At 43.6% G+C, this 16439-nt stretch carries 12 protein-coding genes and 1 pseudogene; 3 read left to right on the forward strand and 10 right to left on the reverse strand.

Annotation, left to right across the window (positions count from 1 at the left end):
- Positions 1-151: 151 nt before the first annotated feature.
- From IFU39_RS28690 to IFU39_RS28730, 9 genes are all read right to left on the reverse strand, one after another.
- Positions 152-1396, reverse strand: a complete 1245-nt coding sequence (locus IFU39_RS28690) for a macrolide family glycosyltransferase (RefSeq protein ID WP_192136210.1) — start codon at positions 1394-1396, stop codon at positions 152-154.
- Between the two features lie 181 nt (positions 1397-1577).
- Positions 1578-2027, reverse strand: coding sequence for a hypothetical protein (locus tag IFU39_RS28695; RefSeq protein WP_091012056.1), 450 nt, complete (start codon positions 2025-2027; stop codon positions 1578-1580).
- Between the two features lie 315 nt (positions 2028-2342).
- The gene (locus IFU39_RS28700; protein ID WP_192136211.1) at positions 2343-3596 is read right to left on the reverse strand and encodes a mechanosensitive ion channel family protein; all 1254 of its coding nucleotides are present in this window, start codon (positions 3594-3596) and stop codon (positions 2343-2345) included.
- 146 nt (positions 3597-3742) lie between these two features.
- Positions 3743-4384 carry a polysaccharide deacetylase family protein gene (locus IFU39_RS28705; RefSeq protein ID WP_192136212.1) on the reverse strand — a complete coding sequence of 214 codons (642 nt, stop codon included), beginning with the start codon at positions 4382-4384 and terminating at the stop codon, positions 3743-3745.
- A gap of 186 nt (positions 4385-4570) precedes the next feature.
- Positions 4571-5446, reverse strand: coding sequence for a carbohydrate ABC transporter permease (locus IFU39_RS28710; protein WP_192136213.1), 876 nt, complete (start codon positions 5444-5446; stop codon positions 4571-4573).
- A gap of 15 nt (positions 5447-5461) precedes the next feature.
- Positions 5462-6331, reverse strand: coding sequence for a carbohydrate ABC transporter permease (locus IFU39_RS28715; protein WP_091012051.1), 870 nt, complete (start codon positions 6329-6331; stop codon positions 5462-5464).
- 71 nt (positions 6332-6402) lie between these two features.
- Entirely contained in the window at positions 6403-7716 is a 1314-nt protein-coding gene (locus IFU39_RS28720) for an extracellular solute-binding protein (protein WP_192136214.1), read from the reverse strand.
- A gap of 188 nt (positions 7717-7904) precedes the next feature.
- On the reverse strand, positions 7905-9692 hold the full coding sequence (locus tag IFU39_RS28725) for a response regulator (RefSeq protein ID WP_192136215.1): 1788 nt from the start codon (positions 9690-9692) through the stop codon (positions 7905-7907).
- The gene (locus IFU39_RS28730; protein WP_197997953.1) at positions 9683-11731 is read right to left on the reverse strand and encodes a cache domain-containing sensor histidine kinase; all 2049 of its coding nucleotides are present in this window, start codon (positions 11729-11731) and stop codon (positions 9683-9685) included. Before IFU39_RS28730 ends, IFU39_RS28725 begins: the two co-directional genes overlap by 10 nt.
- Positions 11732-12712: 981 nt before the next feature.
- On the opposite strand from IFU39_RS28730, the gene IFU39_RS28735 reads away from it, so the two are divergent.
- The 3 genes and pseudogenes from IFU39_RS28735 to IFU39_RS33635 all read left to right on the forward strand — a co-directional run.
- Positions 12713-13897, forward strand: coding sequence for an acyltransferase family protein (locus tag IFU39_RS28735; protein WP_192136216.1), 1185 nt, complete (start codon positions 12713-12715; stop codon positions 13895-13897).
- Between the two features lie 287 nt (positions 13898-14184).
- Positions 14185-14652, forward strand: coding sequence for a hypothetical protein (locus IFU39_RS28740; protein WP_192136217.1), 468 nt, complete (start codon positions 14185-14187; stop codon positions 14650-14652).
- Between the two features lie 796 nt (positions 14653-15448).
- A pseudogene (locus IFU39_RS33635) lies at positions 15449-15541 on the forward strand (IS3 family transposase); the annotation flags it as partial.
- Between the two features lie 31 nt (positions 15542-15572).
- Here IFU39_RS33635 and IFU39_RS28750 read toward each other — a convergent pair.
- Positions 15573-16040: a hypothetical protein gene (locus IFU39_RS28750; protein ID WP_192136218.1), complete on the reverse strand. Its 468-nt coding sequence runs from the start codon at positions 16038-16040 to the stop codon at positions 15573-15575.
- Positions 16041-16439: the final 399 nt, after the last annotated feature.

Here is a 16439-nt window from a genome sequence, read left to right on the forward strand (position 1 = left end):
TTGCAAAAGGTATACGAACAATATGGAAAAAATAATGCCCCTCTCCGTTTATCTACCCCTCCATACGCGCTTGAATCAATTGGAAGCCATCACTCCATTTTAGTCGGGTGACGGCTTCCTCTTCTAGCTCTCATAAAGAACAGTCTCCTTTTCATTCAAACGAAGAGATGGGCGTGGCCGATAACGGTTGATTGCCTATAAAGTTCTTAATGGCCATAGCAGCCTGCTTATACCCGCCAGCATTGCGTAACGTTTTCCCAATAACCTCAGCATGCTCCTTGTAGGAGGCATTACCGAGCACTTCTAATACTGCGTTTCTAAGCACATCGGGTGTAAGGTTATTTTTGTCCACGATGACCCCTGCTCCCAACTCCTGTACCCGGCCTGCTACACGCGGCTGATCCGATGTTAACGGAAGCATAATTAATGGTACATTGTAATACAAAGCTTCGCTGGTACTGTTCATGCCTGCATGTGTCAGAAAAGCATCTACACACTGCAACACTTCCAATTGAGGGACATAGGGTCTTATGATGAAATTGTCAGGAATCAAATCAGCAATGGGCTCTATATCGGTATCCTTCCCAGAAGATAATATAAACTGCACAGGCAAATTACGAAAGGCCGTAAAGCAAAGCTTATAAAAATCAATATCCTTATTTAAAATGGTTCCCATCGAAATATAAACTGCCTGTTTGTAAAGAGCATGCAGAGACTCGTTTGCAAAGCCTGGCGCATCCTTGCGGGGGATAATCGATGGGCCAGTGAATACAAAGCTGTCATCCAGCTTCTCCCCCATGGGTTGAAAATAACGACTTGTATACACAATCTTCAATTGTCCTGAATGCCCTAAAAGTTCCGCTAGGGAAGGTACAGCCACATCGAACTGGGAAGCTATTTGCTGGGACACTTCCACGATGCTGTTATATAGCTCTTTGACCTCCTCCGTATCATCCTTCAGTTGATTGTCTGATCCAAGAGGCTCCACAAAAACAAAGGTGCTGGTTGAGCATACCGTTGGTATACCTAACTTCTCACCTAGAATTTGTCCTCCCCAGCCTATTATGGAGTCAAAAATGATATAATCGTAGGTTTCATGTTCGATCAGATTCAGAACATCTGGAATAAACCGTTGAATAATTTTTTCCAATATCATATATAAAAATTGGTAAGGATGCTTGAGTTCAAATGGCTTCATACCAGGGTTGTTAAGCAGGGTTGCCTCGTTGAAGGAGTAGGCTTTAAATTGTGCGCCTAACGCTTCAATCTTCGTCCGGTATTTTTCGGTACAACAATAGACGACCTCATCTCCGCTCTCTATCAACTCCTTGATTAATCCAAGCGACGGATTGATATGGCCTTCTGCAGGGATCATCACAACTAATACACGTGCCACGGCACTCACCTCCATTAAATTTTCCAATGAACTCAAGTGGGTATATGGTAACCCATTCTTCAAGACCATTGGCTTAAAGAAATAAAACTCTACTACCTCATTGAGGCGGTAGAGTTCCTATTCATGAGACGGAAGCATTAAAGTCTACGATACCTAACGTTATTTTACTCTCACGAGCTGGTCACGGCACCCAGACATCCCTTTTATAAAAGGTTACGCTGTAAGCATCGGTATCGCTGTATCGTCCATCTTTGCTTACCACTTTAAAATATACATTATTGTAGTCGACAAGAACCGTATCCGCTCCTGACGTATTCGTAGAAGAAGCAACCAAATTTCCAGCGCTGTCATAGGCGTACAAATCGTAATCATAGCCGGAAGGAGAACCCAGCACGACAGATTTGCCATGCCCTCTGAATGTAAAGTAGTCTACATCTGTCGGGGATGATAGATAAGACCAAGCACTTCCACCCCAGTAAGCCGGACCGTAGGGAGTGGCTACCGTTTGCGTTGGGATTTTATACGCGGTGCTCAAAGTGTCATTCGACTCGTAATTATCCGCCAAGGCCGTACCCACAATCGATCCTGATAAAAGCGCCATCATAATAGCAGCATACAATGTTTTCTTCATTTCATTCTCCCTCCATTTCTTTTGAAAAGTTAGCACGCCGAAGAGACTTCATGCTTTTCCCTCGTTCATAGACACGCCTGATCAGAAAAAGCTCCAAATCACCCCTTTCAAAATATGGAATTAATTATAATATAATGAAGAATATATGTATTGTCTACTTTTTTTTACAGTCTATCTGCTTTGTTATCTGTATTGAACCCTATCCCATGGACTTAATCTGTCCGTCTCGTAAATAAATGGCCGAATGGGAAGAACATCTCAACGCAAAAACGACCACCAATATGGTGGCCGTCACATCTATTTTGATAAATCTTCTTAATACTCTCGCGCATATTGCTTATCCTCTTTCAGCTGCACAATGTCATGTCCGGTTGGATTCTGGAAGGCACGCAGTCCGAATGTTGACGCCACTGCGAAGATATGGTCAAAGATATCCGCCTGAACGTTCTCATACACACCCCAGTTGATATCATTGCTGAATGCATAGATTTCCAGAGGTAGTCCGCGATCTTCCGGTGCCAATTGTCTGACAATCATCGTCATATCTTTATTGATCTTCGGATGATTTCTCAAATATTGATGGATATATTCCCGGAATACACCGACGTTTGTCAGCTGTCTGCCGTTCACGTTGCTTTCGGTATTCACCTCGTGCTCCATGTTGTATGCTTGAATTTCCTTTAATTTTGCCGTGACATAATCAGTCAGGTAGTGGATTTTCTCAAATTCAGCCACCATCTCTTCCGTACAAAAACGGATACTGCTGATATCAATATAGATACTCCGCTTAATCCTTCTGCCGCCGGACACCTGCATGCCTCTCCAGTTACGGAACGAGTCCGAGATGAGGGCATAGCTTGGAATCATCGTAATCGTTTTATCAAAATTCATCACTTTCACTGTGTTCAATGTAATGTCGATGACGTCCCCGTCTGCATTATACTTTGGCATCTCGATCCAGTCACCAACGCGCACCATATCGTTGGACGATAGCTGTACACCCGCCACGAGGCCCAGGATCGAGTCTTTGAACACGAGCATTAATACCGCCGATAATGCCCCAAGTCCACTGAGGATAATGAGCGGATTCTGTCCAATCAGGCTGGAGATGACGATAATACCCCCGATAATGTACAGGACGATCTTGGCTACCTGAATGTAACTCTTGATTGGGCGAATCTTCGACACCTCATAGGTACGATAGATATCATCGAATACATTAAGCAAAGCATTCAGTACCGTGATCATGATGACAATCATGTAGGTCATTGCTGCTTTTTCAATTATGGCCTGATAGGGCGAGAAAATATAAGCCGAATAATAGATTATAATGGCTGGCACGAGATGCGACAGCTTCTGAAATAAATTTTTCTGAACCACGATGTGGCCCCACTTGAAACGGTTGTTACTTACAATACGATGCACCGTCTTCAGTACCACTCGCTTGGCAATCACATTCGCCAATATCGAGATCACTGCTATAAAAATAATCATAATGATGTTTGAAAGGTATCCAATGGAGGGTCCACTCATGCCGAGTTCTTCTAGTTGATTTTTGATAAAGTCCATTGTTTCCTCCTGACATAATCTAGTTTAGCCTATTATTATAAAGTAGTTTGAGAGGGCAAGCAAAGTTTGTGCTTTCGCTCCGTTCTTCCTATATAAATTATATATAAAAAGGACCCTGTCATTCAAAGAATGATGGGTCCACTTGATTATGTTATCTTTTCATCCTGCTCACGAGAAATGTCCAACAAATCACTCACCGTCACCAATCGATACCCTTCTGTGACCAGTTCCTCCACCAGCACACGAACCGCCTCCACCGTCTGGGAACGATCACCGTACCCGTCATGGAATATCAGCACGCTGCCGGGTTTCACCGCAGACCGAGTATTCTCCAGAATGTGCTCAACGCCGGGATTGTCCCAGTCCCTCGCATCCCCGTTGACCGCACCAATCGTACGATATCCACGCTCCGCTGCCAGAGACAGTATAGCATCGTTTACGCCAAAATACGGCGGTCGGAAGCTGCGGGCAGGTTGCCCCGTAACTTCTTGAACAAGATGTTCTGCGCGTTGCAACTCTTTCCCGGCTTCCTCCAGCGTCAGCTTGGTCAGGTCCGGATGCGTGTATGTATGGTTTGCGATCTCATGCCCTTCACGGTATACCTCCGCCGCAATCTCCGGGTGGTTCTCCATCTCTTGGCCAATCATGAAAAACGTCGCCTGCCCACCGGCACGACGGAATATCTCAAGTACTTGAGGTGTATACACCGGATGCGGCCCATCATCAAACGTGAACGCCACAACCTTTTCCCGAACAGACTCCTGCTCTACCATCGCGATATTGACCATAAATAATGACCCCTCTCTGCAACTGCCTGGCTACATACCCCCTTATTATTCCATGTCTATACGCCGCGGTCTAGTCCAGAGATCACACCTTGGGAAATCCCGAATCAAGCCGATACCCACCAGAAAGAGAGTACAGCGAGCGAGCAGCAAGCCCTTCTACCGCCACACCTCCAGTCCAGCCTCCAGCTAACCTTTGATTGCACCTGCGATCATGCTCTTCTGCACCTGTTTGTTCAACAGCAGATAGATGATCACCGTTGGCACCGTCGTAATCATCAGTCCCGCACCAATGATGCCCCATTGCGTAATGTACGTTCCCACCATCGACATCATGCCCACCGTCAATGTCTGATAAGCCGTGTTATTGATAAACGTGACCGCAAACATCAGCTCATTCCAGCACGACAAAAACGTGAAGATGGCTACCGTTGATATAGCCGGGGTTACTAGAGGCAGAATGATAGAGAAAAACGTCCGGTAGATGCCGCAGCCGTCGATCACCGCCGACTCTTCCATCTCTCGCGGGATACCTTTGAAAAAGCTGCCCAGAATGAATACCGCCATCGGAATGCCAAACGCTACATAGGGAATGATCAGTGACCAATAGCTGTTGAGCAGGCTCAGATTCTTCAAAATAATAAACAATGGCAGCAGTGCCGCATGGATCGGCACCATCATGCCCAGCAAAATAATCGTCATCGTGAGCCCGCTGAGCTTCCAATTCATTCTTGTGATTGCGTATCCCGTCATCGAAGACAAGATCAGTACCAAGACAATGGAGGCCGCTGTGACCAGCACGCTATTCATAAAATAGGTCAGCACATGGCCGTCGGACATGGCTTTAGTATAGTTGCTCCACAGAAACGCCTTTGGCAATCCGGCAACATCGCCGCTGAAGATTTCACTGTTATCCTTCAAGGAAAACAGCGCCAGCCAGATGAGCGGGTAGATCTGCACAATTGCGACGAGGATCAGAAACGCTTGCAGGAACACTTTCCCGATTGGTCCGGAGATGGACCTTGGCTTGGGCTTTTTTTGCAACATGACTTCTACGGTACTCATGCCTCATGCCTCCTTCTATTCCGTTTTGAACAATGAATTAATGAGGATCGTACATACCAGACACTCCACAATGATAAATACCGAGATTGCACTGCCATATCCGTACCGGAACGTATCAAAAATGGTGGCGTACATCAGCGTGCTCGGTACTTCAGTGGTATAGAACGGGCCGCCGCCCGTCAGCACATAGATCAGGTCAAACACCTTAAATGCGCCAATGACCGAAAATACAAGGCTTACCTTCAGGATGGGCTTCATTAAAGGGATCATAATGGACCACGCCGTGCGAAGACGTGAAGCACCATCCATTCGAGCAGCCTCGAGCACATCCTGAGACACGGACTTCGCTCCTGCATACATCAGCAGCATGTGATACCCCACGTACTGCCATAGGGTTGGGATAAAAGAAGCCGCAAGTGCCGTGTGCTTCTGACCCAGCCAATCTTGCGCCCAGTGGGATAAGCCGATATTCTGCAGCAGCACGTTCAGCAGGCCATAATCAGCATTGTAGATTTTTGACCACAACTGGGCAATAACCACTGTCGAGATCAATACCGGGATGAAATACACGGTCCGGTAGAACCCTTCCCCCTTGACGTTGGACGCCAGAATCAATGCGAGCACGAGCGAGATCGGCAGTTGAATGAACACCGAAGCACCCGCGAATAACAGAGAGTTTTTGATCGAATTCAGCACACGGGTATCCTTAAACATCTCCACATAGTTGTCCAGGCCGATAAATGTCCCCCTGCCTACGCCGTTCCAGTCCAGCAGACTGTAATAACTGGAGACAAAGATCGGAATAAGCACAATGCCGCAGAACAGAATCAGGGTGGGCAGTACAAAGACGGCGATCGTGCCTTTATTGGAAAATACAGAGTTCATTATTGTTCTCCTCTCAAAGGCGTGACCGGGATATACCGGACCACGCCTTGTTTGGGTTTTAGCTGTTTAACCTACAGACTTAGTTCTGTTGGTTTGAGCTGTGCCATTTGTTTGCAGAACTCCTCAGGTGTTATATCGCCGGCAAGCAGCTGGGCAATCAGGTTTTTGTGCGCTTCGGCAGACTCCGCTGGCAGAATGTTATCCCACCACGCGATGAATGAGGTCGCCGTTTTCATAATGTCTGCCGCAGACAGATCCAGGGAGGACAGACTGGACGTGTCGAGTGCATCTGTTTTCCAGCTTGGCAGACCGGCTCCGGCCAGGAAACCTTGCGTACCAAGCTGTTCACTCAGATACATGAGGAATTCCACAGCTTCTTTCGGATGTTTGGTATTCTGGTTGATGTAGAAACCATCGACAGCTCCGCCGAAGATTTCGGTATTTGTGCCTTTTCCATCCTCAAACACCGGGAAAGGAATCACTTTCACTTTGCCTTTGACTACGGAGGACGGATCCTCAATTCCTGCATTCACCCAGTTGGCCTGGAACATCATCGCCCCATTACCTGCATTGAAAGCCCCAAGCATCTCGTCATAGCTCATGCTGAACATGCTGCTGTTGAAAGCTCCTGCTTGCGCAAGCTGCTGCATTTTGGTCGCGGCGGCCACAAAGTCGGGCGAATCCCACTTTGACGGATCTTTAAAAGCTTCCATCACCGCAGCATTGCCTGCCTGGCGCATCGCAATAATGTCGTACCAGTACATGCCCGGCCAACGGTCTTTTTCCCCAATCACAGCCGGAGTAATTCCTGCCGCTTTCAGCTTCTCGATTGCATCCAACAGTTCATTATAGGTGGTCGGAATCTTGGCACCCGCCTGCTCGAACAATTCCGTGTTCACGTAAAGGTTGGCGATATGTGTGTAAACGGGCAACGTGTAGATTTTGCCGTCCATATTGATCGCCTCAGCCATACCCGGGCCCATCCGTTCTTTGATATCGTCCGTCAGGTAACTTGAGATTTCCAGCACATTACCGGATTTGATGTACGGCTGCATGAAGCTGCCGCCGCCCATGCCATAGAACAGGTCCGGCGCTTCACCAGCTGCAATCGATGTTTTGACTTTGGTTTTGTACTGTTCTCCTGTCGTGCCCGTACGTTCAACCTGAATGTCTGGATGCTCGCTGTTCCATTTCTCCACAATCTCGGGCAGCAGCTTGGCCGAAGGATCGGTATTGCCGACCGATTGATCCCATAGCGTCAGCTTGATCTTTCCATTACTTCCCCCCTGTGCACCGCCGGACGAATCGGATGAACATGCTACCAGACTGCTTACAATGCCCAGCGTCAGAATTAGACTTGCTGATTTTTTTAATAGCGCTTTCATATCTACGGACCTCCCTATGTGTTTTCGTTGGTTCTAGCCCATATTTTAGTCAAACTGTGCTTTGTTCTCCATTTAGAAAACAGGCATCGATTTGTAATTTTCGAACATATGTGGAATTGGAACCGGAAGCGGGTTTACGCTCAGACCTTCGCCGCACTCCCCACACTCCAGACTACATTCTCGTTTTTTCATGTTTTTACATTTCGATATTCATTCATGGATCGGCCGATATGTTTTTTGAACAAGACGCTGAAATAGTGTGGGTCCGGGATGCCTACCTGCTCCCCAATCTCATAACCTTTCAGATCCGTCTGTTTCAGCAGCAGTTCAGCCTTCTTCATGCGGAGTTGGGTCAGATATTCCACAAATGTCTGCCCGGTTTCTTTTTTCATCAGCCGCCCCAGATGGCCCGAACTTACGTAAAAAGCAGCCGCGGTGCTGGAAAGCCCCACTTCCGCATTGCCCATGTTCTCTTCAAGATAAGCCATGACCCGGTCGATCAGGTTGCCTTCCTTGGCCTGTCGCTTGGCTTGTATGACATCCGATACGGCGCGGACATGCTGCTCCAGCATACTTTTTAGTTCAGGCAGATGATTTGCTGTAAAAATAGCCGCAACGGCCTCTTTGTTCAATGCGTGCTCTCCCTCAAGTTGCTGCTCTATGGCAGCACGCTGGCACTCCGTAACCACATCCATGGCTGCCATCCGAAACTGTGAAACGTCCGAGAACGGCACAGACAGCATTCGCTCCAGTAACAATACCGCTTCTTCCCCCGCACCAACACTCACGTTAAATTGCAGTTGTTGGAGCAGCTGAGCATTCGAGTGGTAGGGCCTCTTCCCGCTTTCGATGACCAGATCCTCGAAGCAAATAACCTGATTTTTCCCTACAAACGCCTGATAATCGAGTGCACGACAAGCTTCCCGGTATCCCACACAGGCCTTTTCCCATCTTGATTGCCATTGCCCAATCCCTACGGTCACATCAACTTCACACCCTTCGAATTTAAGCGTATGTTGAAGTTCTTCCTGAAGCTGCTGTACCTGATTGGCAAATTCCGTATCCACACCAAGCGAGAGTACAACGATCCGGTTATGCGGGTCCATAACGATAAGGGTGTGCGAATCCTGCGGATAAAAAGCCTGCACCTGCTTCATGCCTACCATTCGCAGCAGAATATGTATTTCCTCAGCGAGTTGTGGATGGGCTTCTATCTGATGCCGGCTTAAATGGGTTTGATTGTGTTGAGGCTCTCGTTGAACTTGGCTGAGTTGGTGCGGTTGACGGGCTTGATGAGCTTGAAGAGCTTCATGAACTTGATGAGATGTCTCGGGCAGATGTGGGTATACCTCTGGTGCAGCTATCTTCACTTGCGGTACAGCAACCTCCACATCCATTACTGCGATGCGTAATCCCGGTTCACTAGACGAGAAAGGAATGCCGAAGAATCGCGCCTTCTCGTGTAGTTCATCCTCAGGCACCTCATGAATTAACCATTGATTCACAAACCTCTCCCTGAGATAAGGCAAGCTCTGCTCCATCTCCTCCCGCAACTTCATCAGCTCGTACTCGCGCCCGACCTCCTGCTTGATTAACGCTCGCAGCTTCGTCGTAACCTGTAATAACTCAGAAGCACGGATGGGTTTCAAAATAAAATCGGATATGCCCAGCTTCACACTCTGACGAGCATACTCAAATTCATCATGTCCCGTCACGACCACGATTTTCAGGCTCGGGTAGCGCTCCATGAGAATGCCGCTCAGTTCAATACCGTCCATCTTGGGCATGTATATGTCCGTGAACACGATGTCTGGACGCAATAGCTCCACCTGATCCAAAGCCTCCGCAGCATCGGAGGCCTCGCCAACGATGAACATACCTTGCTGTTCCCAATCGATACGCATACGCAGCAGATTTCGGATGAGGTATTCATCGTCCACAATCAACACCTTTAAAGGTTCTAAAATTAATTCCATGATTCATCAGCTCCCTTCGGGATCGTTATGATAATGGTGGTTCCTTTTCCAACCTCGCTCTCCAGCTTGAGTCCATCCTCTCTTTCGTAGAAAATACGAAGTCGCTCCATCGTTCCCCATAAGCCAAAGCTTGGATTGTGTTTAGAGTTATAGGTAATCTTAGAAAAATTAGAGAGATCGGAAAGATCGGAAAGATCGGAAGGATTGGAAAGATTAGTTGAATTAGATGAGTTCGTTGAGTCAAAACGGTTAGAACGGTTTATTTCTTTGCGTTGAACCTGCTGTATCTCTTCCTCGAACATGCCAACTCCGTCGTCAGTAATCGTTAGAAGTACCCCTTCCTTGAATCGACGTGCTTGAATGCGTATCTTACCTGGGCTGCCTTTGGGACGAATGCCATGATACAGTGAATTTTCCGCCAGCGGCTGGAGCACGAGCTTGGGAATCATCACCCGCTCACAGTCTGAATCGATATCGTACTGCACCTCAAACACACCGGGGTAGCGAACCTGCTGGATCGTCAGATAATTGCGTACAATCTCAACCTCCTCGTGCAGTGAAATCAGTTCACGGCCTTTGCTGACACTCAGTCGATAGTAACTTCCGAGCGCTTCTAACAGCTCACATACCTTATCGTTCATGCCCGACATCGCCAAGGAGGTGATAGAGTCCAGTGTGTTGTATAAAAAATGCGGCTTGATCTGCGCCTGAAGTGTATTCAGCTCTGCACGGCGGATCGTCTGCTGCTCCTGAATGATTCGTTTCAGCATCTGGTCAATCTGCTCAATCATCTGGTTGTATCCTCCATATAACTGTGCGAACTCGTAGCTGTTCAACTCAACCGTCACTTTGCGGAAGTTGCCACTTGGCGCTTTCTGCATGGCACGAAGCAGCTTGTGAATCGGATTGATGACACTGCGCGAGATGATGAATGAACTGACAAAAAAGACAGTCCCATTAACTGCCAGTAGGATCAATGCGAGCAGAACCATGGATTTATTACGGGTATCGGTAGCCCGGTATGGACTCATACTGATGAATTTCCACTGATCATCACCAGCCGAACGATAGGTCACCGCATATTCCTGACCACCTGATTGCAAGGTGATGAAGCCGGAGGGCTGCTCTTGAAATGCTTGTTTTAACTTGGCCTGATTGGCCTCTAACATCTCGTGCATGCCTTCCTGTCCAGAAGCCGCAGACAAGGATATGGATGCGTCGGATACCACAGACACGTCCTTCTTTCCATCAGTTGCGTTGGTTGCGATCACCCGCTGATGCTCATCCAGAATGGCCACCTGAAATGAATCCGGTGCAGACAGGTTAGCGTAGGCCTGAGCGATGGATGCCCCCTTGATGTTCATGACCAGAAATCCAAGCGGAGACGTATCATCCAGATCCCGAATGAGGCGAATAAACGAGACCACCTCTTGCCCATCATTCTCCCCCATGGCCGAGACTCCGCTATCTTTGTTGCCACCATTCAGCCTGAGCAGATATCGTCCGTTGTGCTTCAAAGCCTGTTCATACCACGGTGCTTCCTTTACACTCGCTTCCATAAACGTAGGCCATTCCTGTGTACCAACCGAGAATCGGTGACCCGAATTATCGTAAATATAGACTGAATTAATAATTGGAACCGCTTGCATAAGATTGGTCAAATACGCGCTGACCTTGGACTGTGTCTGTAAATTGGAGTACACATTGCCCTGCCGCAGCAGGTTCTGCAAGTTGGGATCGGAGAAAATCATCTTCGAATAATTGTTCACGTTCCCGATCATCAGATTAACATTGGTCTCAATGGATGTGATTGTCTGCAGTGATGCTTCATTGATCTTTCGCTGCGCGTCATTTTCCGAGATTCGATTCAGCACCAACGCACTGAACGCCACCGTTAGCAGAATAATGACAAAGTAGGCAAACGGGATTTTAAAAGCCAGTGTCCTGGGCTTGCGTTGAATGAACTCTTTGAAACGAGGGGGCCAATCTTTCATTAATTTGGTGTTCGCTTTTGTATTTTCATCTTTATTTGTGTCCAATCTGATCCTCCATTCGTGCCGATGCTCTAACCTCGGTTTTTATACAATTGTATATTATAGGCCAGTCTGTGAAAGAGGCTCAAGCTTTGTTAAGTTTTCCTTTAATATTCAATCAGTACCTAAAATGCTTGTCAGGCATGTTAACTCAAAGATGAACTTGTTATATAATGCCGTTATAAACTTTTTGTTTGAATTGATTTTCTATGGAGTGCTAATTTATTGGACCAAATTCAGGGAATAATCCTATCATTCCTCTCTAGTATTCTGCATGTAAATTTACGAAAAACTCATTAGTATATCTAATGGTCTTAATTTTAGGAACTTTTCTTTAATTCCTCTGTCAAACCAAAATTTTGATTTGAAAAATACCATGTGCAAAAATTTCTAGTTTTCTAGATGCTACTCATTACAATACATAAGCACTTCTTGATAAAACATCTCAAGTCTATATCTAAACGGACAAAGACCGTAATGCGCTGATTCACTCAAATCGTAATCCTTTCTTTTTGCCCAAAATATATTTACTATTTATTGGAAATATATAGTTAGCCTAAAAAGAATGTTCACCATCTTTTTGCGAATAGCTAAGCACAAGTTTCTTCTAAACAGGTCTGACCACTGTTGTATCTTTCCTTATGCAAGTGGTACTCTCTGCCCTCTCTACAGATAAGCTCAGGCTATAGTACGGTGCATGTAAATTATCGCATCCCAAATGAATCACAGCTTTATATAAGATCCCGTCTAATGTTCAAGTATTACAAAACGAAAGGTTTTATTATAATAGTTGCATCTTATTCCTGTTCTTCAAAATTAGAGTCGAATTCATTAGATTCAAGTAAAAAATCATAATCGACCTACAAAAATTAGTGGTAGTACTATATGGTTAGTCGCAAGCTTGACAACCTCTCTAGAATAAATCAGCATATTCCTGCAACATCATATGTTATAATAGGCCTCATTAATGGACAAAGAGGGGTAAAAATGAACAAAGAGACTTTTGGGAAAAAGCTATTCTATCTGGATGGCATTAGGGGTCTCGCGGCATTTGCCGTGGTAATTTCGCACTACATACAAGTATTTTACCCAGCTGCACTAAGCGGGAGAGTGGAACAATCACATTCTGCATGGGATACTTGGTACGGAATTTCTCCAATTAATTTATTTTATAATGGACAATTTGCCGTTTGTTTGTTTTTTGTTCTAAGTGGTTACGTGCTGAGTGTCAAAATGTATGAAGAAGAGCTCGATAGTGAAACTTTTCTGAAATTGTTACGTTCCAGCGCACTGAGAAGGTACATTCGGCTTGCAGTGCCAGCAGCGATATCCGTATTGCTTGTGTATTTAGCAATTATTACGAATGCCGTTCATCTCCAAGATATATGGGATACAACATGGACTGACATGAAAAAAGACTACTACGCATTAAACACTAATATATATACCGTTATTAAGGCTGCTATATATGATCCGTTTTTCCGTTTTGAAGCACATCCTTACAATCCAGTCCTTTGGACAATGAGCTATGAGCTATTAGGATCTTTTTTGATTTTCGGTTTTCTTTCGTTATTTGGACGAGTTAAAAAAAGATGGATTGTATATTTGGTCTTATCAATTGCTCTTATTCAAACCTATTTTGTTGCATTTTTATGGGGAATGCTGCTGGCCGATTTACTCAAGCACAAGTGGGTACAAAGTAAAATATTGAAAGCACTTGTTCTTTTAGTGGGGATTTATCTTGGATCGGCGCCTTATACTTCATTATTGGGGACTATGTATGCTCCTATAGAAGTGTTAATTAAAAGCATTAATAAATGGGGTCAAACTGACATTGATCCACGACTTCTTGCCCGAACCCTGGGTTCTGCTTTAATATTGTTTGCTCTACTTCGTTCAAAAGTATTGCAGCATGTGTTTGGATGGAAACCTTTTGTTTATTTAGGACAGATTTCATTTTCCCTATATCTCATTCACTTTACATTCCTAAATACATTCTCTGCGTTCCTGTTTAGTAAAGTAATTCAATATTTCAGTTACAATTTAGCCTATGCGTTTACATTCCTAGTTTCCATGGTTCCCTTATTTATTTTTTCGCATTATTATATGAAATATATTGATCAAGGCGCATTAAAATTAGCACGAAAAGTTGAAAGAAAGATAACCATATAACAAAAAAACACAGAGTCAGACTAACGATTCTGTGTTTTTTGCAATCTATAAAATCCAAGCGACTCAATAAAAGTGAACTTATTGATAGGATACTACCCGAAGAATACGATATAATTTTTTGGATAAATTTTATAAAAATAGACAAGAAATTAGATCTTGATACCTAAGATACGTGTCGATAATTGTCGTATTATTGGTTAATTGGTATAATATATAATATATACATTTTTGTGCTATAATATCAATGAAATAAAAAACATATATATTATCGAGAGGAAGTTAAGTGAATGACAAACAAATTTATGCAGATTATTGGTGCTAGTGCATTATCTATTTCTCTTATAACTGGGGTTGCTAGTGTAGCTTCAGCAAATGAAAATGCATTATCTGAGGTAGGAACTGAGGATAATGTATTTACTCCTTCTGCAATCCAAAATAAAAACTTTGAATTGGATTTATTAAAAAACACCAAAGCTGACCCCTATGGTAATTGGACAATACAGATAGGATATCCACATATTAATCTGTATGTTAAAAATACAGGATCACAATCTTTTAGAGTTGAAGTAAAGCATAAGACTAAGGGTACAATTATCTTTAATAAAACCGTTGAAGCAAATGGAGTAGGAGTGAATTTCTATAATAATGATGCTAATCCACTTGTTCCTTCTGGAGATTACAAAGTAACTGTTTATGGTGGCACTGCTATCCCAAAAGGAACAATAATAATGAAAGCTTCTGACACTCCTTGGTAAGAGTTTTAATCTAACAAGAGGGCTGACCCAATAGTCATAAACAATGACGGAGGGCCGCCCTCTTTTCAAACTGTAAAGGATAGGGATAGATTTTTAAATCAAGTACCTTAGTTTACTCTTGAGAAAGATACGTGAGCGATTCTGCGCAATTATTTATTGATACGTAAATACATAAAATTGGAAATATTTATTTTCAGACTGCACGTGCGAGATAGAATTTCCTTAGTAAAGACTGGTAGAAACAGCAAGCATACTAAATATTTATTTACAGTAAATTACCGATAAATTAACTACATTATTATACAAAACGAAACTATCTAGACCATTAGTGAAATAAAGTTAGTCCACCCTTGGGCAAACCTACATAAAACTAGTCGTATGCCCTAATTCAAAAAAAAGGTAAACTCACTATACGAAACAAAATCATAAATATATGAATTAAGGCTTGAGGTTGTTGCATTGCTAGCGTTTGATGAAACAGCACAGATGTTATTACTGCGTGAAGCAGTTTTGAATAAAACGAACTAGATACAGATCTGAAATTCCTTGTTCGTTCCATTTACGAGGAACATCAGGATCTTTATGGCTATCGCCCTATGCCTGATGAACTATTGATTCACTCCTATAAAGGAACCTTGCAGTATCGACAGCCTTTAAAGGAAGAAGCGATTATCCAGAGCATCTCACGCAAAGGGAATTTTTATGATAACCCAGTCATGAAAAACTACTTAGGCATGATGAATTCAGAGTTTCTTTACCTTCATAAGTTTAAAAATATCGATTACTCAGGCAAAAACTAGCACGATACATGGATTACTATAACCACAAATGCATTAAGACAAAATTAAAAGGCATGAGTCCGGGACGATACCGAGTTCATGTCAAATAAGTTTCAATAATATTTGTCTAAGTTTATGAGGTCATTCAAATGGTTCCTTTGATTGTGTAAGAAGAACTTGTCCTTTGGGTAATCCTGATCCACCATAAATAGTTACAGTATAGGCACCTGAAGGAACGAGCGGCATATGATCATTATTTATTAATTCTACTGTTGCACCTGATGTAACATTTTCATCAAAAATAACTGTATTCTTAATGTTGTGCTTTACCTCTACTCTAAAAGAGTGCACTCCTGTATTTTTTACATTAAGTTTAATGTGTGGATACCCTATTGAAACAAAATAATCTTTCACAGGATCTTCTTTATCACCCATCAAATCCCAAGTTAGCGTTTGTGTTTCCTTAGATGTATTAGGACTGATTTTAGTAATTTCATTTTCTTCTTCAAATTTTAAATCCATATTACTTTTCCAAGCAATAGATACTCCAATAATAAGTGATATAAACAATATAATGGTGCCAGTAATGATTAAAACTTTTTTTTTCATTTATTTAACATTCCTTTCAATAAAATTAAGTCCTTATAGATCCCATCAGAATTAACCCGATTGATATAACTTTATCATCTATCTCTTTGCGTAGGCATGTTCTATAACTTTATAAAAAAGAAAGAAAATTTAGTTATACTAACCTGCCCGTTATATGAAAAAACGCAGTCGCTCAACTGAACTGTTCATTATAGACATAAATGTATACATACATGTCTATACCAAATTCAAATGAACTTAAGGCCATTAATCAGTGAAGCCCCTCAGTGCGTGTCTACGCAATGTCTACATTTAATTTCAAGAAAAAAGACTTTATGAGTATTCTTTTAAAATGGGGAGGAGGGAGTAAATCCCTATGTCTTAAGATGACGGCACATAAGCTTCTTCGGGTGTAGTCAC

Origin of the sequence: Paenibacillus sp. CFBP 13594, from assembly GCF_014842675.1 — a bacterium.
GTDB classification, from domain to species: Bacteria; Bacillota; Bacilli; order Paenibacillales; family Paenibacillaceae; genus Paenibacillus; species Paenibacillus amylolyticus_B.